Source organism: Pedobacter westerhofensis (genome assembly GCF_900182595.1).
GTDB classification, from domain to species: Bacteria; Bacteroidota; Bacteroidia; order Sphingobacteriales; family Sphingobacteriaceae; genus Pedobacter; species Pedobacter westerhofensis.
This window is the reverse complement of sequence record NZ_FXTN01000001.1, coordinates 227,353-249,523: the sequence shown is the minus strand read 5'-3', so window position 1 is coordinate 249,523 and position 22,171 is coordinate 227,353. Positions and strand designations below refer to the sequence as shown.

The 22,171-nt window shown below is 42.8% G+C and carries 15 protein-coding genes; 11 read left to right on the top strand and 4 right to left on the bottom strand.

Features of this window, described 5'->3' with window-relative positions:
* The first annotated feature begins 7 nt into the window (after positions 1–7).
* Positions 8–1,774: an ABC transporter ATP-binding protein gene (locus tag FN831_RS01090; RefSeq protein ID WP_246101270.1), complete on the top strand. Its 1,767-nt coding sequence runs from the start codon at positions 8–10 to the stop codon at positions 1,772–1,774.
* Positions 1,775–1,777: 3 nt separating this feature from the next.
* Here FN831_RS01090 and FN831_RS01085 read toward each other — a convergent pair whose 3' ends face one another.
* Positions 1,778–4,057 (bottom strand): response regulator, encoded by a 2,280-nt coding sequence (locus tag FN831_RS01085; protein ID WP_142526350.1) that lies wholly within the window; start codon positions 4,055–4,057, stop codon positions 1,778–1,780.
* Positions 4,057–4,653: a TlpA family protein disulfide reductase gene (locus FN831_RS01080; RefSeq protein ID WP_142526349.1), complete on the bottom strand. Its 597-nt coding sequence runs from the start codon at positions 4,651–4,653 to the stop codon at positions 4,057–4,059. The genes FN831_RS01085 and FN831_RS01080 overlap by 1 nt, the downstream gene beginning before the upstream one ends.
* 283 nt (positions 4,654–4,936) lie before the next feature.
* Between FN831_RS01080 and FN831_RS01075 the strand changes: the two genes are divergently transcribed.
* The 4 genes from FN831_RS01075 (at position 4,937) to FN831_RS01060 (ending at position 11,235) form a co-directional block, all read left to right on the top strand.
* A complete protein-coding gene (locus FN831_RS01075; protein WP_142526348.1) occupies positions 4,937–6,064 on the top strand; it encodes a carbohydrate-binding family 9-like protein in 1,128 nt (375 codons plus the stop codon).
* A gap of 71 nt (positions 6,065–6,135) precedes the next feature.
* Positions 6,136–6,753 carry a hypothetical protein gene (locus FN831_RS01070; protein WP_142526347.1) on the top strand — a complete coding sequence of 206 codons (618 nt, stop codon included), beginning with the start codon at positions 6,136–6,138 and terminating at the stop codon, positions 6,751–6,753.
* Positions 6,754–6,893: 140 nt separating this feature from the next.
* Complete coding sequence (locus FN831_RS01065) at positions 6,894–8,840, top strand: PAS domain-containing protein (protein ID WP_142526346.1); 1,947 nt, start codon at positions 6,894–6,896, stop codon at positions 8,838–8,840.
* 106 nt (positions 8,841–8,946) lie between these two features.
* A complete protein-coding gene (locus FN831_RS01060; RefSeq protein WP_142526345.1) occupies positions 8,947–11,235 on the top strand; it encodes a GAF domain-containing protein in 2,289 nt (762 codons plus the stop codon).
* A 10-nt stretch (positions 11,236–11,245) separates the two neighbouring features.
* Here FN831_RS01060 and msrB read toward each other — a convergent pair whose 3' ends face one another.
* Together msrB and FN831_RS01050 are read right to left on the bottom strand one after the other, a co-directional pair.
* Positions 11,246–11,683 carry a peptide-methionine (R)-S-oxide reductase MsrB gene (gene msrB, locus FN831_RS01055; RefSeq protein ID WP_246101268.1) on the bottom strand — a complete coding sequence of 146 codons (438 nt, stop codon included), beginning with the start codon at positions 11,681–11,683 and terminating at the stop codon, positions 11,246–11,248.
* Positions 11,684–11,700: 17 nt separating this feature from the next.
* Entirely contained in the window at positions 11,701–12,873 is a 1,173-nt protein-coding gene (locus FN831_RS01050; RefSeq protein ID WP_142526343.1) for a DUF1624 domain-containing protein, read from the bottom strand.
* Between the two features lie 465 nt (positions 12,874–13,338).
* Between FN831_RS01050 and FN831_RS01045 the strand changes: the two genes are divergently transcribed.
* From FN831_RS01045 to FN831_RS01020, 6 genes are all read left to right on the top strand, one after another.
* Positions 13,339–14,709, top strand: coding sequence for a S41 family peptidase (locus FN831_RS01045; RefSeq protein WP_142526342.1), 1,371 nt, complete (start codon positions 13,339–13,341; stop codon positions 14,707–14,709).
* A gap of 81 nt (positions 14,710–14,790) precedes the next feature.
* Positions 14,791–15,390 (top strand): RNA polymerase sigma factor, encoded by a 600-nt coding sequence (locus FN831_RS01040; protein WP_142526341.1) that lies wholly within the window; start codon positions 14,791–14,793, stop codon positions 15,388–15,390.
* A gap of 42 nt (positions 15,391–15,432) precedes the next feature.
* Positions 15,433–16,371 (top strand): FecR family protein, encoded by a 939-nt coding sequence (locus FN831_RS01035; protein WP_142526340.1) that lies wholly within the window; start codon positions 15,433–15,435, stop codon positions 16,369–16,371.
* Positions 16,372–16,602: 231 nt separating this feature from the next.
* A complete protein-coding gene (locus FN831_RS01030) occupies positions 16,603–19,797 on the top strand; it encodes a TonB-dependent receptor (protein WP_185960344.1) in 3,195 nt (1,064 codons plus the stop codon).
* Between the two features lie 127 nt (positions 19,798–19,924).
* Entirely contained in the window at positions 19,925–21,358 is a 1,434-nt protein-coding gene (locus tag FN831_RS01025; RefSeq protein ID WP_142526338.1) for a UDP-N-acetyl glucosamine 2-epimerase, read from the top strand.
* Positions 21,359–21,440: 82 nt separating this feature from the next.
* Positions 21,441–22,169: a hypothetical protein gene (locus FN831_RS01020; protein WP_142526337.1), complete on the top strand. Its 729-nt coding sequence runs from the start codon at positions 21,441–21,443 to the stop codon at positions 22,167–22,169.
* Positions 22,170–22,171: the final 2 nt, after the last annotated feature.

Genomic DNA, 22,171 nt, shown 5'->3' with positions numbered 1-22,171 from the left:
GGCAATAATGATGAACTATAATTTAAACAGCCTGCCTGCAAGTGACCTGAAAAATTCTACATGGGTTGGATTAAAGAGCCTTTTAAAGCTGGTAGAACAGGAAAAGAAAAAGATTGTGCTGGCCGTTTGTGCAATTTTACTGAATTCGTCTCTCAACTTGCTCGGGCCATACCTCATTGGGCATACCATCGATAAATACATCCAGACCAGACAATACCATGGGGTACTGGTATTTGCCGGCATCCTCTTTACCATGTACATCGTGGCTTTTGTAAGCAGTTATTTCCAAACCAACCTGATGGGCGGGGTAGGCCAGCGGATCATTTTCGAGCTGCGGAACAGCATCTTTAACAAGATCCAGCAACTGCCGGTTGCGTTTTTTAATGAAAATAAAGCAGGTGACCTGATTTCGAGAGTAAATAACGATACGGATAAACTCAGTCAGTTCTTTTCGCAGTCGCTCATGCAGTTCATTGGCAGTATCGTTACCATGATCGGCGCGGGTATATTTTTGCTGGTCATTAATTTTGAGCTGGGTTTGGCCACGCTGGTACCGGCGCTGCTGATCTTAATTTTCACCAGAGGGATTTCGCCCTGGGTGAAACACAAGAATGCCCTCAACTTAAAAAGTACGGGCGGCATGAGCGCCGAAATACAGGAAAGCCTCAATAATTTTAAGGTCATTATTGCTTTTAACCGCCGCGACTATTTCAAGAAAAGATTTGATACCGCAAACCGCGAAAATTATCGTACGGCTATAGCAGCAGGGCTGGCAAATAATATGTTCATGCCGGTCTTTGGCCTTTTTTCATCCATCGCGCAGTTAACCGTCCTGTCATTTGGTATTTATCTCATTATCCAGGGACATTTCAGTATCGGCTTGCTGGTGAGTTATCTTTCTTACGCCACCAATTTTTATAACCCATTGCGCCAGCTGGCATCACTGTGGACAAGTTTTCAGGTAGCATTGGCGGGCTGGGACAGGATTTCACAAATCCTGTCCCTGAGCAGTAACCTGGTGACAGTTTTTGATCATTCAACGGAAGAAAAGAGTGCTGCATTACTGGAATTCAGAAATGTTCATTTTGGATACCAGGGAGGATTTGAGATCCTGCACAACATCAGTTTCTCAATGGAACAGGGCAAGACTTACGCGCTTGTAGGGCCTACAGGTGGCGGTAAAACCACTACAGCTTCGATCATGGCACGCTTATACGATCCCCTTGAAGGGACAGTTTTGCTCAGGGGAAGGGACATCCGCAGTTATACTGACGAAGAACGTGCGGAGAAGATTGGCTTTATCCTGCAGGAACCCTTTTTGTTTACAGGAACGGTTCGCGAAAATATACTTTACAGCAATTCCAGATATCATAAATTTACGAATGAACAGTTTCTCAAGGTATTACTGGATTCAAAACTGGAGGGGCTGCTCGCAACTTTTGATCAGGGGCTGGAAACCGCGGTGCTGTCCGGAGGAGACAGCCTCAGCATCGGGCAGAAACAACTGATCGCCTTTATGCGTGCCGTGCTCCGCAAACCGGAACTGCTGATCCTTGATGAAGCCACCGCAAATATTGATACTGTAACAGAAAAGCTGCTGGGACAAATCCTGGATAACCTGCCAAAGGAAACTACGCTTGTGGTGATAGCCCACAGGTTAAATACGATTGAGAATGCCGATGAGATCTATTTCATCAATTCAGGGGAAGTGAGCCTTGCAGGATCATTCAAAGAAGCCGTGGATAAGCTGATGAGTGGTAAAAGGGTAAGTTAGCCTTTATACTGCGTTTTCCTGATCATCCAGGAGCCCGTCGAACGATTTATTCTGGATGCGTTCAATAGATGTTCCGCTCAGCAGTTGCAGCAGCGAACCGATATGAAGAGGTTTGGACAGATAGTCGTCCATGCCCGCCACAAAACATGCATTCTTATCTTCAGACATCACATTAGCCGTCATCGCAATGATCTTTGGCTGTACGCCGCTGGAGTTTCTGATGATCTTTGTTGCTTCAAGGCCATCCATTTCAGGCATGAGCACATCCATCAGGATCAGGTCGTAGTTTTTCCCGGTGTACATCTCCACAGCCTGATGGCCATTATTGGCAAAATCAGGATCGTAACCCAATTTATGCAATATTTTCATCGCCAGTTTCAGGTTAATGGGGTGGTCTTCGGCGATAAGAATCTGCAGAGGATAGCTAATAGCAAAATCGGCTTTGAGTATGGCCGGATGATTTTCCTGGGGCTGGTTTGCTGTCGCCTGCAGATGCAGGGTCTGATGGATTACGCCCCTTAGCTGTTTGGTTTTTGCAGGTTTGTTCAGCACGGCAGAGAAGAGATCAGGATACTTATGCTTGCTCTCGTCACCAACTGAACTGAGCAGGATAACTGGGGTGCTGATCTTATTTTCCTTTATTTTTTGTGCCAGCTCTACACCGTCCATGTCGGGCATTTGCATGTCTGTGATCACAAGATCATAGTTTGCAGCGGATAGCAGCATTTCCAGTGCTTCGCCGGGATTGCTGCATATGGTTGGTAAGAAGTTCCATAACTCCAGTTGGCCTTTCAGGATTCTGAGATTGGTATGGTTATCATCAACAACCAGTACTTTCTTTCCTATATTTTGGGCAGGATCATGGAAGACCGTGGCCTGCGGTGCTTCTGTACCGGCAATAGCCTTGATCGTGAAAGCGAAAACGGTTCCTTCATCAAGCTTGCTCCGTACGCTGATGGCGCCATGCATCAGGTTCACAAGCTTTTCACTGATCACCAGCCCAAGTCCCGTACCACCAAATTTGCGGGTATTGGAAGAATCTACCTGTGAGAAGGGTTTAAAAAGCTTGGACAACTTTTCTTCGGGGATGCCGATTCCTGTATCTCTGATTTCAAACAAAATACTTACTACATTTTCATCCACTGCTACCTGCTCTACGCAAAGGTGCACTTCGCCTTTCTGAGTAAACTTCATCGCATTGCTGATCAGGTTGATCAGAATCTGGCGCAGCCTGAAACCGTCTCCAATCAGTGTTTCAGGCAGGTTATGATCAATTTCGTACAACAGATCGAGTTTCTGCACAGCTGCACGTTTGGTGAAAAGATCAATTACATCTTCAATACACTTATGCAGTTCAAAGTTCTGTTCCTCCAGATCGAGGTGGCCGGATTCGATTTTGGAATAATCCAGGATATCATTGATCACATTCAATAAGGCCTCGCCACTGGTACTGATCACATTTACATAATCGCGCTGCTCATCATTTAAAGAAGTTTCGGAAAGCAAAGATGTCATGCCGATCACCCCATTCATCGGTGTGCGGATTTCATGGCTCATGGTAGCCAGGAAAATGCTTTTTGCCTGTGCAGCGCGTTCGGCTTCCTGTCTGGCATCAACAGCAACCTGGTTCGAGATTTTTAACTCATTGTTTAAGGCCTCAAGCACTTCCTGATGCTGTTTCTTTTCTTCAATATAACTGAGCATGGCCAGCTGGGTACCATTGTATTTGCGTAAATGATGGCCCCACAGTCCACAGATAAAGAAAATAACGGCAGTGAGTAAAATATGGAAGATAATGGTTTGTGTTTCCAGATAGTCGAACGTTGTGAAGTAGACACCGCCATAACCTACGCTTTGGAGATAATTAAGGCCCATGTGGTGCAGTACCACAAAGATCATCATAGGGATCTGCAGCCTCCAGTTCTGGTAGGTGATCAGGATTGCACTTCCGATATAGGCAAAAAAGTGCATTTCAAACATGCCGTGCATCTGATAAATGAACTGTGCCATAAAGATCCCGAAACATACACTCAATACATATTGATAGAGGTTTGATTCTGGAAATGCCCATTTAACAGAGTAATACGCCAGCAAAGTGAGTCCGCCTACACCAATGGCAATATTCCAGGTATCATAAAATCCGGCAAGAAATAATCCTGTGATAAAGAAAGCAATCAGGAAATAATTGATCAGCTTGTCTGATCTCTTTTTAACGTTAAAAAGATAGGCGTCTCCGAAATGGGAGATATTGTCGAAAGGATCGCTGAGGGATAAATTACGCATTAGTTATTGCAGTTAGGTAATGTACAACCATATGCTTTGAGCGCAAACTGATCTAACCTGAGTGCTGTTTTTTTATGCAGAATGCCCATAACCGCAATCTTGGCATAGCTGGATTTTTCATCGGTACAATATCTGTTTTTATTATAATTCCCTCTGTAATACAATTCATTTTCGGCGTTAAGCACTACAGCCTGTGGAGTAGAATACACGCCGCAGGCTGAAGCTATAGTACTGTCTGTTACGATAGGCACGTCTATTCCGAACCTGTCCCGGATTTCTGCAGGGGTATAGGGCTTCGCCGTCATCAGCACCACTGCAAAATTCACCTGGTTATGATAGGTTTTTACCAGAGTTTTAAACTGGGCAACATTAAAGCGCGAACACGGGCAGTCGGGATTAAAGAAATGCAGGAAAACAGGTTTGTGGTTATCAAAATGTAAGCCTTTTCCCAACCGGATTTTTTCACCGTTATGAACTGTTTTATAATGCGCAGGAATTGGGGTCGGCAGGCTGTATACCAGCTGATTATACCAGAAAAAACTCAAAATGATTGCCAGTAACGTTGTTAACCAGGCAATAGCAAGCCATTTTTTCATGTGAGCGGCGGCAAATAATTAAGTGTGTATTTAATGAGTGTTATAACCTAAAGATACGAGTTTAAACAGTATATAGATTTTAGTTTAAGAGAACATTGAGCAATGTATTGCAATACAGTACGATATTATCAAATTATATACTGGTCACATCAAAAACCGTTAAAATCTGTGCGCTTTCACGTATTATTTCGGAGATAATTATGGGATTATTGGTTAAATTCATAATTTCCCGTGATTATCCAGGATGACATCCGGAAACTAATTGAATGCTAAATCCTTTTAAATGTATAAAAACGTCTTAAAAAAGAAATCTGCGGCGATAAAGAAAACTGCTTTTTTATCTTTTGCCTGTCTTCCGCTACTTTTTGCAGGTACTGTTGATGCGCAGGACTCCTTTAAGGGGCTTGAGCATTTGTTTACCGTTCCAAAACACTACTCGGCCGGCTTTGCAAAGGATGCGCCGTTAATAGACGGAGAATTGAATGATGCAGTTTGGTCTAATGTACCATGGACAAACGATTTTACTGATATTGAGGGCGATAAACAGCCTGAACCTTATTATAAAACCAGGTGTAAAATGGTGTGGGACAAAGATTATCTCTATGTTGCGGCGGTGATCAAAGACCCCGATGTGTGGGCTTACGTGAAAAACCACGATGAAGTAGTTTTTCAGGATGATGATTTTGAAATCTTTATTGACCCGCTGAATACTACACATCAGTATTATGAACTGGAAGTGAATGCAATCAATACGATCTGGGACTTATTCATGCCAAAGGCTTATCGTAATAATGGTGCGGGGCTGACCAGCTGGGAGTCTGGCGTCCGGTCTGCGGTAAAAGTTCAGGGTACCCTGAACAGGCCATCAGATAAAGACCAGGGCTGGACAGTGGAGCTGGCTATTCCATACGATAAGCTCAATTTAAAGAAAAGCCCGGCAGAAGGAGATTTCTGGAGGATCAACTTTTCAAGAGTGCAGTGGGGCACCACCGTTAGCAAAGGCAAATACATCAAAAATAAAGATGCTGCAGGGAAAAATCTTCCAGAACATAACTGGGTATGGTCTGCACAGGGACTGATCGCTATGCACTATCCTGAACGCTGGGGATACCTCACTTTCAGCCCGGCCGCAGATGGTGGTTCACAAACCGACTTTGTGATGCCTTATGGAGAAAAACAACGCAATTACCTCTGGATGGCCTATTACAGGCAGCAGGAATATCTGGAGAAAAATGGCAAATATGCCGGATCATTAAAAGAGCTTGGTATTGCACATGATTTTATGCTTGACGGCAAAAGCAATACACTGGACATGGAGGCTACAGATCACCAGTTTTACCTCAGCGTGAAAGCAAGCGGCGAAAGTACAGTCAGCATTAACCAGGAAGGTCTGGTTAAGGTATTAAAGTAATCAGCATTGGCAGGGTATTGTCTTCATTAAGATTGCTCTGATAATAGTTATATTTAAATATAATTTTCATTATGGCTGTAACGAAATTTGCTAAGGAAGATATCATCCCTATTGTCATCCACATCCTGAGTTTTTCAACTGTGAAATTTGCAGAATATGGATATAAGTCGGTATTGGAAAAGGATATGCCTGAACTGCTGGCACTGGATGAGGACGATGTAGATGTTTCCATGTATTTTCAGGTGCTTTTGGCTTCGGATGATGATATATCAGTAGCCATCAACAAGTGTATTGCACTGATTGACGCAACCATAGATACTTTTCGTATCATGTTTGCCATTGATCTCGAAGAGTTGTATACAGACGACCGTATCCATGAAATGGCCAACCAGATCTATGCTGATCTTTATTATTATGCAGACGGGCTGGTTGATGACAGCATTTCAACAGCAGTGATGGAACTGCCATTTACTGCAGCCAATGCATTTTTCTTTCTCTGCAGGCTGATCATCCATCACGAAATTGATGCGGAGTTGTCTATGGACGATGGCTTTTATGGCACGGGATGGGAGGAGTTTGAGTTTATGGATACATCGGATAATAACGTGGCCGTGGTATATGATCTGATACAGGAAATATTGAAAATGAATATTGAGATCAGTAATATCTATGCAGGCCGGGGTTTCTAATGATTGGCCCGCTGCAAAATATGATATGAAAAACGATCAGTTTTGTAACTAATATGTGTAATTCATTTTTTCTCTATAATGAAATTATCCATAAAGTGTAAAAAATAGTTACCTTATCCACGATTTAATCAGGCCCTGGGATGAAAAGTGGAAGATTTAAAGTACCCCTGATCTATATTGCTATAGGTATACTCTGGATTGCTCTGAGCGATTCTGCTATTTTGTGGATTTCGCAGCACATTGATCATCGTCTACTGAGGTTTTTGATTTTTGGCAAAGGAGTTTTCCTAGTGCTGTGTACCGCTGTTGTACTTTTTCTGCTGATAGATAATGAACGGAAAAAGCTGGACAATAACAACAGGCAATACCGTAAGTTCTATGAGGACAATCCTAATCCGATCTGGTTCTATGATCCCATAACTTTCAGGTTTACTTCTGTAAATGATGCAGCAGTGGCCTATTATGGCTATACCCGCGCAGAGTTCCTGTCGATGACAATCATGGATATCCGCCCTGCTGAAGATTCTGAAAAAGTGAAGGATTCTTATTTAAAGATGTCAGAGGATTTCCATGAATCCGGTGTGTGGCGGCACCTTAAGAAAGATGGATCCCTCTTCTACGTACATATCACTTCGCATAAAACCATCCAGAACAATAAAGAAACCGTGATGGTAATGGCTAATGATACTACCGACAAGTATCTTTACGAACAGCGGCTCCAGGAAATTAACCAGGAACTGACTGCTCAGAAAGCAGAGGTGGACAGGAATTATCTTCGCCTTGAAAATACGCTGAACAGTATTACAGACAGTTTTGTTACGATCAACAGGAGCTGGATTATCACCAAGGCAAATCTCAATTTTTATACAGTTACAGGATTGACAGAGGATGTTGCAGGTAAAAGTATAGACGACGTTTTTCCGGATTCTTCAAAAAGTGCATTTCGCCAGCTGGCAGAGAAAGCAATGAACGACAATATTGCCGGCAACATTGAAGACTATTCACCGATATTAAACAAATGGCTGCGTTCCTCTGTGTTTCCAACTGATGAAGGAATTGCGATATATTTTAGTGATATCACTGCTGTAAAAGAAAAGGATATTCAGCTTAAACTGGCTTTGGAACGGTATGACCTGGCCTCACAGGCAACAGGTGATGTGATTTATGATCTCGACCTGGTGAACCATACGCTTGCTTTTAATACCCAGATCGGCGTGCTTCTTGATATCTCCGGTACAGATGGCACTGATACGCTTGGCTGGTGGAGATCGGTCATCCACCCTGAAGATATCGCGGTCTTCAGCGCGAATCAGGAGAGACGTATTGCTGCCCGCGATAAATACTGGCTGGCAGAATACCGGATCATGACCAATGGAATCGACTACAAGCACATCTCCGATCATGGTTATCTGATCTTTGATGAAGATGACAAGCCCGTACGCCTGATCGGTGCGATCAAAGATATTGATCTGCTCAAAAGAAGTACCGAGCAACTGAAAAGAACAGGTGAGATCCTCAATAAGATCAATAACCCGGTAATCATTTCCAATGCCGAAGGTATCGTGATCTGGGTTAACCCCGCATTTTCGGCAGTAACGGGTTATATGGAACATGAAGTAATGGGCAGAGACCATGCCGGGCTGCTGTACAATCTTAAAACCAACAAGATCATCGCACAGCAACTGCTCAGGGCGGTGGCTGCCAAAGAATCTTTCAGCGCCGAACTCCTCAATTACGATAAATATAACCGGGAGTACTGGGTGTCGCTCAACTTGTATCCCATATTTGATGCACAGGGTAGATTTGAGTGTTATATCTCTGTACAAAACGACATTACAGAGCACAAAGAGAGAGAAGCAGTGATCGGTATTCAGAATGAAAAGCTAAAAGCGGTATCATGGTTAAATTCTCATGAGATCCGTAAACCTGTTGCCTCAATCCTTGCACTTGCACAGCTGATGAAATCTGCAGAAAATGAGGAGGAGAAATCAGAATTACTGGAGTTATTGTTCCGCTGCGCGGTAGAGCTGGACGATATTATCATGGAGATCAACGCTGAAGCATCCGGACATATCAGGGTGAAATAGTGTTAATTACAACAATATTACTTTCGCTGTCTTTAAAAGCCGTAAATTAGCTAAGCTGTTAATAAGCGCTCCTTCTCTTGATTAACAGCCTAATTTTCCTTTGATTATGAATTATTTTGATACTCCTTTTTTAGTGCAACTTTCGTTTGATCAGGTGATCAGTGAATGGGAAAAGGTGGCTGCAAATCACATGGGCGAGCGTGCCGCTGGAGCCCTGGAATTGCTGGAAGAGGTTGCCCTGCATCCCGAACTAAAGGACGGGCTGACCAACGAACAGCAGGTTGCAGAAAATTCGGGCCTGATCAAAAGGCTGATGCGTGATTATTTTCCGGAGGTACTCCGTAATAATGAGATCAAAGCGATCAGTCTTCCCTACAGAAAAGTAATATTTAACCATACCGACAGGTCTAAAAGTATATTAGCAGCTGCAGGGCCAGGCTTTGAACTCAATATCAGGGACCTTGACACACACCAGTCATATATACTAAGCTGCTGTATCATATTAAACGAGTATTATGGTACCCATCTGGACTTTTTTAAACCGCTTTTTTGTGATATCCCGATGGCTGACGGGATCATCAGACACTACAGGATCCTTTACAACGCAGACTATATGGATATCGTACCTACAGAACGGGCACTCCCGATCAGTCAGGAGGAGATCGACCTGCTTCTGGATAATTATGACGACCTGGAGATGTGGAGGGCTAAGTTTCCAAAGGAAAGCTGGCTGCTGAGAGGCTTCTCACTGATGACGCTGGTAGATGTGACTGTAGAAAATGCGGTTTCTATCTTCAAAGAAAAGCTGCTGGTACTCAATGCTGAAAATTTTCATCAGAGCGTAGAGTCTATTTTCAGATCGATCTACAGGATTCCTGATATTGGTGTCGGCTTTACGGTCTTTAACCAGCACCGGGGCATATTTAAGGCGGCTAATTTTGGCCATAGGATGAAGAGCTTTCTCCTGATGGATGAAGAAGAAAGCTGCAGCGAAGATGTGCTTTGCATTAACTCATTCCGCAGCCTCATCAGGGAGAAGTCTTTTTTTGCGATCTCTGATGCTGAAGAATTTAAGGCATCCAATCCCGGCAGCCACCTGGCCACAATGTTGATTTCTCAGAATATCGATAGTTTTATCCTGGCCCCGGTGATTAAAAATAATGTGTTGCTGGGTATACTGGAGCTGGTTTCGCCAAGAAAAAAAGAGCTGAACAGTATCAATGCCAATAAGCTGGAAGTAGTGATGCCTTTTCTAACTGATTCTATAGACAGGCTGATCGGAGAAGTGGAAAACCAGGTGCAGGCTTTTATCCAGGAAAAATATACCACGATACACAGCAGCGTCTACTGGAAGTTTAAGGAGGAAGCTGAGCATCTGCTGTCTAAACCTGGTAGCAGCCCGGATACCGAACCGGAGGAAATTGTATTTCCGGATGTTTATCCCCTGTACGGGCAGGTGGACATCAAAGCTTCATCCGAGGCAAGAAATTCCAGTGTGCAAAATGATCTTCAGTACCAGCTTAAAACGCTGCTTGCAGTTCTGAAAGAGATCAGCGCCATTTCTGATGTGGAATCTTTTTTGGAAGAAGAACTGCAGCTGAATGCTTTCCTCAGTGATTTACTGCTCCCGCTGAAAGCCAATACCGAACAGCTGATACACAATTATGTAGTGAACAAAGTTCATCGGTATTTACAGCAGCTGAGGGATGAAAAGTTAAAGCCCGTGATTGAGGGCTATTTTGCAGAAGACGAAAAAGATACCGGCAGTTTTCATATCTACCGCAGAAAATACGAAACCACCATCGCCACCATCAATGAGAAAATGGCTGCCATCATTGACAGCAGGCAGGTAGAAGCCCAGGCCATTTTCCCGCATTATTATGAAAGGTTTAAGACCGACGGCGTTGAACATAATCTGTATCTGGGCGCTTCTATAGCGCCACGCCGGCAGTTTGATATTCAGTTGCTGCACCAGCTGCGGTTATGGCAGCTCAGGGTATTATGTGAGATGGAAAAGGCGCATGATCACTTAAAGAACAAGCTGCCCTATCCTCTGGAGGTAACTACGCTGATACTGATTTATAATACGGAAATTGATATCCGTTTCAGAATGGATGAAAAGCGTTTTGATGTGGATGGCAGTTACAATGCACGTTTTGAAATTGTAAAAAAACGGATTGATAAAGCTCATGTAAAAGATTCAGATGAACGGATTACGGAGCCTGGAAAGATTACCCTTGTGTATGCCGGCGATAACGAGGAGGATGAATATATACGCTACATCAGGACGCTGCAGTCTGAGGGCATTCTGGAAGCTGATGTGGAACTCTTTGAAGTAGAGGATCTGCAGGGCGTATCAGGGCTGAAAGCCCTAAGGGCAAAGATTGCGCACTAGGCGCAATTTCTTAGCCTGGTTCAAACTCCAGTGATACAGAGTTCATGCAGAACCTTTTATAAGTTGGTGCAGGCCCGTCATTAAAAATGTGCCCGAGGTGCGAATCACAGCGGCCGCAGGTGACTTCAATTCTGCGCATTCCGTAGGCATTATCTTCCTTGTAAATTACGCTGTTGGGCTTTATCGCCTCAAAAAAGCTTGGCCATCCGCAGCTGCTGGCAAATTTGGCATCTGATTTAAACAGGTGATTCCCGCAGACAGCACAGTAGTAGTCGCCAAGTTCGTCGCTATCCCAGTATTTGCCGGTAAAGGCACGTTCTGTACCCTGCTCCCTTGATACATGATAAAGATCTGAAGGAAGAATTTTTTTCCATTCCGCATTCTCGATATGCAGGACGGTATCATCTGTTCTGGAGTAATATGGGTTGTTTTGATGTGTAATATCCATGGTGCTTTTTTTACTGTTTATATATACTTTAACCACCATCGATTATGGTTTGTTTTATATCTTTTGAACCACAAACAGGGTAGATATAGCGAAGCTACAACAAATAACCAAATGGCGTAAACCGCTGGTAAACTAAATCCCAAAGTTGGGGGTCTGAAAAACAAAGGTGACTGTATAATGTCTTTTGTCTGGTATCCGCTCAGGAAAAAAGCCGCCACGAGCATGATATGAAGGAAATAAAAATGCAGGACAAAGTAAAAGAAAGGGACGCTGCCATAAGTAGAAATGACCGTTGATATTTTGCCGGATACCTGTTCCAGGGCTGACAGCATCAGCAGCGCTGGACCGATGGTCATGCAGAAAAATTGCAGTGAAGGGGGATATTTACTTGCATTCAGGAAAGAAAACACATTTTGTAAAAATGAGGGATATACCTTGCGCAGCGATGGGTCTCCATAAATATTGACCGTTCTGAGGATGATGAACAATACACAAAGAGCAATGCCCGTCAGGACCAGGTATTGCTTTCTGGTGACTGCAGGAAAATCCTTTTTATACCATGTTCCGGCAGCGTAACCAAGAAACATGATGCCTGTCCAGGGTAGCACTGCATAGAAAAAACCAATCAGATGTGTCGAATTGATGGGAACGATAGTAGCTGCGCCAGTAATGAGAATTTTAATCAGTACTGAAACCGTGCCTGTTTGCGGAAGATCCGCAAAGTTCAGGAGGTCATGACCAAATACAATCAGAATGCCTGTCGCCAAAACAAGTGTTCTGGAGACCTGACTGAAGATCCCGAGCAGAATCATGCTACAGCCGATTGCCCAAAATACCAGCAGAAATATAAAGGAGTATGCCGGGTTAAACGTAAGTCCGAAGGTCATGATCACAATATCCGCAAAGATCAGCCATAAGCCTCTTTTGATCGCGAAAGCACCAGCCTCTGCGATTGTTTTATTTTGCGCGGACAGGTACACGGACATCCCGGAGAGGAATACAAAAACAGGAGCGCAGAAGTGTGTGATCCAGCGGGTAAAGAACAAAGCAGTATTTGTGCTCGCCGGGTCCAGCGGATTAGCTGTAGTGGCGGTAATATGAAAGTAGTCCCGGGTATGGTCCAATGCCATAATGACCATGACGAGTCCCCGCAGAATATCTAGAGAATGGATACGTGGAGTTGTTCCCATAAAAGCTGTGCTATCTTCAATACTAATATACTAAAATTTCTTTTTGATGTTGTTACACAGGGACAGCTCTTAGTTCCTTCGTATACTGGTATTGTACAAAGTATAGTCCAGCTATGTATGAACTATATTTGACCTATACCATGTCTACCCCATGTTGACTCTAAGTCTACCACAACTCTACCTAAATAGTAGACGTAATGTAGAGATGTAGTAAAGTAAAGGTCGACATGGGGTAGACATGGTAGAGCTGAACTATAGTTCGTCCATAGCTTAAGTTGAGTTTCTACTATACCAAAACACGAACAGCTACAGGATAGAGCAGGGCTTTGTTCGTTTTTATGTGATATGGCAAATAAATACTGAATGGTGATATAAAGGTCGGAATTATTTCTGCATATTAAATGTTTTTATCTTAATAAAAACTTTATATGGGTCTGGTATCTTTGGGTACCAACTATTAACTTTATGAAGACAGGTTCTCAGTTGCCCGGATTACTGTTGATGGGCATCGTCATTCTCTGTAGTATGGGCTGCCGTAAACTCAGTGAACGGCCGGAATATGCTCCGGACAGTCAGGAAAGAATAAATTCATGGGTTTTGGATAGTATGCAGGTATATTACTACTGGAATTTTTCTGTGCCCGATTATATCAATTTCACCAGAGATCCTTCTGACTTCTTTAATATTCTTAAAAATCCATCCGACCGGTTTTCTGCGCTGGTTAATCCGGATATGCCGCAAACTTATCCACCTTCGCTGGTACACACGCTGGGGTTTGACCTGATCACCTTTGAAAGTAGTGACGGCAAAGGGCAAACCATGATAACTTTAGTTGTACCCGGATCGGCTGCAGCGGCAAGAGGGTTGCTCCGCGGAGATATCATAAAAACTATTGATGGGGTTGAGCCCGCAGCGGCGAATATCACATCGCTGACAGAAACTGCAATTGCCAGACAAACAGTTGTGCTTGAAATCGAAAGGCGAAATGGCAGTATAACGGTAGGCCGGCTCAGCGTTACTGAAACACCGGTGTATACGTATAAGGTATTTCAGTCCGGCGGGAAAACATATGGTTATCTCTTTTTAAATTCCTTTGAAGATCCTGCTGTGGATCAGCTGATGCAGGCTTTCAGCTATTTTAAACAGCAGCAGGTACAGGAACTTGTGCTGGACCTTCGTTATAATCCGGGTGGCAGTGTGCCGGTCGCGGCTGCGCTGGCAGCGATGATCGCACCTGGTGCCGCTGAAGCAGATACCTTCGTAGAGTACCGGGGCAATGTCAGGGCCGGAACAAGGAAAAGCAGCTTCGCGCAGGAACTGGGGCGGCTCCCTTCGGGTATAAAACGAAGCTTCAGCCAGTTTGCCGCTTACCGGCTGGGGCTTAGCAGGGTGTATATCCTGAGCGGCAGCCATACCGCTTCTGCGGCCGAGCTCACAATCAATGCCTTAAAACCCTACCTCCCTGTGATCCAGCTGGGCGCAAAATCACTGGGAAAAGATATGGCCAGTTTCGTAATCAAAGATTACCGCAGCCCGCAGCTGGTTCCCAAATGGGAGATCTATCCGCTGGTATTTAAATTATACAATTCAGCGGGCAAAGGCGATTACAGCGGGGGGCTTTCACCTGATCAGGAGGCTGATGAATTATCGGCCCTGCCGTTAAAACCCTTTGGTGATCTGACAGATCCGCTGCTGAGGCGATGCCTTGCAGTCTCTGGAGGCGCCGCAGTGGCAAATATCAGAGCAGCGCCCGCCCTGCAGGCACCAAAATTATTGTTTGATTCAAGGAACAGGGTAGATACAGGCACGCAAAATATAAGTGTGCCCGGGAACTGATAATATGTGTTCATTTAAGTTAACATTTAATTAATCTTTAGTTTATGTATTGCTTCAATTTCAAACTTAAATTTGCAACGTATGACTGTGTTAGCTAAAAGTATTATTCTGGATTTCATTGCGGGCGATGAGAATGCTTTTGCCCAAATTTATAGCCTGTACTATCAGGATATAAAGGCGTACTGTTTTAAACATACGCGGTCATACGAAACAGCCGAAGAACTGGTAAGTGATGTGTTCCTCAAGTTTTGGGAAGCACGGGCACAGTTCGATCCTGAAAGGGAAATCCGGCCATATCTGCTTACCATTACCAAAAATGTAACTTTTACCTGGCTCAAGCGCATGCTGACCGACCAGAAGATGAAAACTGATTTCCGCGGGCGTTATCTTTCAGATCAGGATGGTGCCAATCAGGATGTGGTAATGACTGCCGCGATGGATCTTGGGCGCCTGCGAAAGGCTATGGGGCAGCATATGCCGGTCAGAAGGAGAGAAGTATTTGAATTGTGCAAAATCGAAGGTTTGTCATATTCTGAAGCTGCAAATGTACTTTCTATCAGTAAAGAAACCGTCAAAGAACATATGAGCCTTGCCAGGAAAGATATGAGCAGGCTGGCAGATGCCGCAGACTATCTCTACCTGCTGATCCCTGTTCTTACATCATTAAATTTTATTTTTTAATCTCATCCCCCCTCATCTTCCTGCTCAATAGTATATAGAAGTATGAAGTTGAGTGAAAAAAAGAATCTTTATAACAGATTTTTAGATGGTGAGTTAAATGACGCAGAGCTGGATCAGTTTTTTCAGCTGGTGGAGAATGGTGAATTTGATATAGATTACCTTGAGGTAATGCCGGATTTGGATGAGGAAAGGGTAATCGTAAGACCTGCTGCGAAACGACCTGTATTCAAATTGCTCAGCAAGATCGCTGTTGCTGCATCCCTGCTGATGATCGCAGGATTAGGCTACTGGTCGTACCGCAGGGCTGAAAGTATCAAACAACAATCTATATTTACAATTGTAGAGGTTCCTGTGGGTTCGATGAAGATCATCACCCTGACAGACCATTCGGTAATTACCCTTACTTCTGGTTCTGTATTTAAATATCCGGCTGCATTTGCCGATCATCACCGCAGAGTGTTCCTGGTAAAGGGAAAAGCGTTTTTCCAGATCGCTAAAGATAAGACCAAACCTTTCACTGTATTCTCTGCAAAACTCTCTACAACAGTTCTGGGCACTTCCTTCACAGTGGAAAATTACCGGAATTACGGAGTGGAAAAGATCCGCCTTTTTACAGGAAGGGTAGAAATTGGCAGCAGGGAGAAAGGCTTCTCGCCGGTGCTGCTCCGCCCCGGGCAGCAATATATGCACAATGGCCTTTCTGGTATCAGATCCATCTTTGCCAGTGCCGGCGACGTACAGCCGCATACAGAAGATGGCGCACTGCAGTTTGATGGCACGGCACTTTCTGAAGCATTGATGCGGGTGGCTTCCTATTATAATATCGATCTGCAATTTGACCAGCACAGGCTGTCATCCTACGCAATCAGCGGAAAGTTCAGCAATGAACCGATCGAAGATGTGCTGCATACACTATTATTTACTCACCATTTAAAATTTAAGAAAATCCCGGAAGGGTACAGGATTATGAACCCGACATGATTAAAATAATCATTAAGCACAAAGAGCCATGATTACTTTAATCATCAAAGGCTCCATCTTAAAATTAAAAACAAATCTATAAAACAGATGAAGTAAGGCAGCAATAAATCAGGAGAGACCTGAAAAAAGAAGGAGTACTGCTGGCGGCAGTACTCCTCTTAACTATCGGCAATGCCGAAAAAAAACAATGATAAATTACGATTCACAGGCGCAATAAACCATTCCAAAAGTATGATTATATCTTTACTGTCCAAAAAAAAATATGCAGTATACCCCAATAAACATCTAAAACTCATCACATTTTTAATAGTTTTCTTATCAATAAACAAGATTTCGAGAAGCCAGGCGCAATCTGGTACAGTAACGGTTAACTATAAAAATTGTACTGCCCAGCAGCTGCTAAAAGAGCTGGACAGGCAGTCTCCCTATACTTTCTTTTTTGACCCAGGCCAAATGAACGGGCTGCAGCTCCAGAGTATCAGTTATAAAAATGTACCGATCAAAACAGTGCTCGAAGATCTGGAGAAAAGAGCAAACCTTAGTTTTTCTATTCTTAATTCCAATATTTCAGTAAGTCTGGTCACAAAGGTTCCTGTAAAAAAGCCTGAGCCGGGCAAACTTACCGGCAAAATTTTGGATGAAAAGGGAGAAACGTTCCCAAGCGCAGGTATCCGCGTGGCGGAGTTGGGTACAGGTATGCAGAGTTCAGTTGACGGCACGTATATACTGCCGCTGCCTCCGGGAACCTATACGATTGAAATTAGCTATGTCTCCTACCAAACCCAGCGAATTACAGGTGTGCAAATCAAACCGGGGGCGGTAACTAAACTTGATGTTTCCATGAGACCTGCGGCCAATGCGCTGAAGGAAGTAGTGGTTACGTCGGGTTTTCAGCGTGCTTCGGCAGCTGGATTATATGCAAGGCAGAAAACGGCGGCAGGTATTACCGACGGTATTTCAGCAGCACAAATAGCCAGGACTCCGGATAATAACGTTGGTGCAGTATTGAAAAGGGTGAGTGGGCTAAACGTAGTGGATAACAGGTACGTCGTAGTGCGGGGATTGAGCGACCGCTATAACCAGGCGCAGATTGATGGGGTAACCCAGCCGAGTACCGAGATGAACCAGCGGAATTTTGCTTTTGATGCGATCCCGGCAGAGATGGTGAGCAGTGTGGTAGTGAACAAAACGGCTACGCCGGATATTTCCTCTGAGTTTGCCGGGGGGCAGGTGAGTGTAAATACATTGGATATTCCGGTGCAGGATTTTACACAGTTCCAGATTGGAAGCGGTTATAATTCAAATACAATCGGAAAAGATTTTCTGCAGGCGGGAAAAAGAGGGGGGGCTGAGGTAATTGGTTTCATGAATGACAGGCATAAACTGCCTCCTGGCTTAAGAAGCTTTGTCATTGGAAATACACCTGTTGTTCCTGGTTATGTAACTGCACAAAGCAGGGCCTTTGATCCCGAAGGATTCAGGATTTACAGGTATGGTTTTCAACCCAATCAGAACTACCGTTTTACGTTAGGGCGCACGTATCAATTAAAGCATGATGTTAATTTTGGATTTGTAGGGGGATTCACTTTACGCAATAACCAGGAAATCCATGATTATATCAGTACCAGAGCTGGTTTTACCCCTAAAATGATCGATAGTATAGATGTACGACAAAATGGAACGATTTATAAATTTAATTCTTCATTAAGTGGGCTGCTCAATCTGGGAATTCAAGGAAAGGGGTTTAAGATGAGTTTGAGGAATATGTATTCTCATGTATACAAAAACGATTATTATATTGATGAAAGGGGAAATCGTAATGATGAAACCCTCCAATCAATAGAATTTAAAAATAAATTCAATCTTCAAAGCCCGGAAAATACCATAGTACTTCAACATAAACTTGAAAGTGAACATACTTTAGGTGAATCAGGTGTAAAATTAACTTGGAACGGTTCCTATACTAATGTAAACCAAACTATTGATGATAGGAGAAAATTCCAGGCTAGCGGTTCCGGAATTGTGAATGGTAAGGCATATTACCAGATTTATTCTGTTGCCAATCCTTATTTGAATGACGGTAACCCTGATTACCGTTTATATACAGATACCAGGGAGAAAGACTATAATTGGGGCATTAATCTATCCAGATCTTTTGACTTCCTGTATGATAACACTTTAATAAAAATTGGATACAGCGGCTTTAATAAAAAGAGGAATTTATCTAATTCTACTATTGAAATCTTTAACAATTCTCATGATAACCTGATCGTTGGACCTTATGATTACAGTCTTAGTCCTGAACTGTTAGGTACAGGGCCTGGACAAGTATTTTATAACGTTCCTGCATCTTCAGGTGAACAATTTAGTGGTAAAGCAAGCTCCAATAGTGGTTATGCTATGCTCGATCAAAAGTTCTTTAAAAAGTTAAGATTGGTTTACGGTATAAGGTATGAAAACTATAAACTTTCCAATACGCAATTTAAAAGCAGGGACCAGGATGTAAACAAGGATGATAATAAAAATTACCTGCCTTCTGCCAATCTTACCTACAGCTTTACCGAAAGTTTAAACTTCAGGGCTTCATATGCTAAGACAGTTGTCCGGCCAGATTTCAGAGAGACTTCGATCTTTGGTTTATATGATCCAATACTTGATGCAAGAATTGAAGGATCGAATGTCAAAAGTACGATAATTAATAATTCTGACATCAGATTTGAATGGTATCCCACACCGGGAGAAATTATCTCCTTGTCTGGATTTTATAAGAAGTTTGATAAGCCCATCGAACTGGTCTTTCTTCAGGATGCTGCTGTAGACCGTTATGGTTTTCAGAACCAGAAATCCGCAGAGAACTACGGTCTGGAAATGGAATTCAGGAAATCCTTAAGATTTATTGCTGATCGTGCATGGCTGCGGAATTTGTCTTTGTTTGGTAACGGAACCCTGATCCGATCAAAGGTGCGGGCTTTAGAGTATACCGGAGCTGAAGGCAAAGACATAAGAGAGTTATCAGTCAAACGTGCACTTTTTGGCCAGTCTCCCTGGATCGTGAATGCCGGAATTGCGTATACAAAACATCAGTATGGATTAAACGTAGTTTATAACAGATCCGGATACCGTACCAATACAATTAATTATGATCCCGCACAAGTTGAATACGAAATGGGACGCGATTTGGTCGATCTGCAGATATTTACCCGGTTATTTAAGCAAAAGGGCGAGTTTAAACTCAATGTTTCCAATCTTTTAAATGCCCAAACTTTCTTCTACAAGAACTGGGACGGGTACGATGGTCAGGCGGATAAGGGCTTCACAAAAAAAGAAGGAAAGTCTGATGGATACAAAAAAGAAGAGGGCGATTTCATAACATATAAGGTCAAGACTGGAACGAATGTAAGCGCGGCATTTACTTATCGGTTTTAATTTCTTTTATATAAACACCTGTTATTCATATGGTTATTAATATAAAATTAACATAAATAAGTATATAATTAAATATTGTTCTAATAACTTTATGATATAATTAAAACCATAAACCCAATAAAAAACAATGAAAAGATTCACAAAACAAGCATTGGCAATTGTAGCAATTGCCGCTTTTGCAGTCGCAGGCTGTAAAAAAGGAAGTGATGGAAGTTTCAATCGTGCGAATGAGGCTGGCGGGCCATTCACAGGAGCAGATTCTGTAATTTCCGGAAACATTACTGAAAGCAGAACCCTGAGCCCAGGGAAAGTTTACAAATTGAATGGAATTGTTTTTGTAACTGGCGGAGCAAAACTAACTATTCAACCAGGTACTGTGATCACTACAGGTGCGGCAGTAGGTTACAGGGTAAGCCCTACCGCAGCGGTAAATCAAATTGCCGGAGTGTTGGTAATCACTAAAACAGGTACAATTGACGCTTTGGGTACACCTGATCAGCCAATTGTATTTACTACGCCAAATGCACCAAATACAGGTAGCACAATCAACCGCAGGGCTGGTGATTTTGGAGGAGTAATCGTTTTAGGTCAGTCAACTACAAACAAACCTGCTACTCAGGAAATCGAAGGTTTGCCTAAATTTGATGCAAACGGAAACTCACTTGGAATTGATATCTCTTACGGTGGAGGAGCTGCTCCAGCTGGCAGTTCAGGAACAATTCAGTATGTACGTATTGAATATGCAGGTTTCAAACTTGCGCCGGATAATGAAATCAATGGTTTAACCCTGGGTGGTGTAGGATCAGGTACTACAATCGATCACGTTCAGGTTTCTTTCGGTGCTGATGATGCTTTCGAATTCTTTGGAGGTACTGTTAACGCGAGATATTTATTGGCAGTAGCTAACGATGATGATGATTTTGATACTGATTTTGGGTACACCGGACATATCGAATATGCAATCGGCTTAAAAGATCCAAGCTCAACTCACAGTACCAGTGGTACTCCTGCAGTATCTGATTCTAACGGTATTGAGTCAGATAATGATGCTGATGCTTCATCGCTTACGCCTAAAACAAAACCGGTTTATACCCACTTTACATTGTTAGGTTATTCAGCTGCTGGTAACAGCACTTTGCGTGCAGGAAACCGCTGGAGAAGAAATACTGATCTTTCGATCACTAAATCTATCATTGCTGGTTATAATGTAGCTGCTGAATTCCAAACTGGCACTGAAACAAGTGCAACTCCAGGTGGATTTACTGATAACACAGTTCATGCATTCAATACTCCTGCACTTAATCCAACAACTGCTGTGTCATTAACAGGAAGTGTAAACAGCATCGCAACTGCTTCAGGCGACATTGCTAACCCTGCAGTATTTATCGCATTGGGTTCAACCTCTGCAAACCCATTTTACACTACAGCTAATTCAGGAACTTATTCATTTCTTAATCTGTTCCCTAGTACCTCAACTGACAGAGGTGCCGTTAACTCTGGAAATATTGGAGAATGGAATTCAGGTTGGGTTAATTTCACACCGCAAACTTCACTGGATTAATTGTTGAATCGTAAATCTTATTAATTAAAGAAAAAGCAGCGTCCCATTTTATGGGGCTGCTTTTTCATTATTGTAACATTATATGAGAATAATTCTATACTTAACTTTATTTGTACTGATGGGCGCTACTTTTTTCTCGTGTTCTAAAGGGGAAGCCAATCAGGATCCGGAATTTGGAAGATTATCGATTAAAGATTTAACAGCGGGAGCAGTGCGTGTGGTTGAGGGTGAAAACAATAAATTCCCTACCAGTACTGACGGTAATACATTCTCAAATATTCTATCCGGAAAGAACCGTTTTAGATTTTATCAGGCAGATGATCTGCTGCTGGATACATCCCTCTCTGTTCAACCTTACGTTAAAAATACATTTGTAATGTTTAAATCCGGAAATAATACTGATCTGAAAATTTTTGGCAGTGATTTCAAAGGACTGGATCATGAAACTTTACCTGATCCCGGAATAGTAAAATTTAGCCTCGCTAATTTTTCTAGTACGTTACCAAATAAAGTTAATATTTATATTAATACAGCTACTTATACACCCAATACAGATAAACCCATCCAGGTGGCACAGTTTTTAAATGTTTCCACTTCATTTTCTGATTTTCAAAATATAAAGCTTGGAATCACCAGTGATAATGGATTGGTAAGTCAATTTACTTTTATAATTACTGATCCGATAAATCAGACTGTACTTGCAAGTCTTCCTGTTGCCTTGCCAAAGGACCTGGATAACCATTTGATTAACACCGTTTTTCTGTTCTATGTGGATTCCGGTGGCGCAGTAACTATTCTCATGAGCAAATAGCT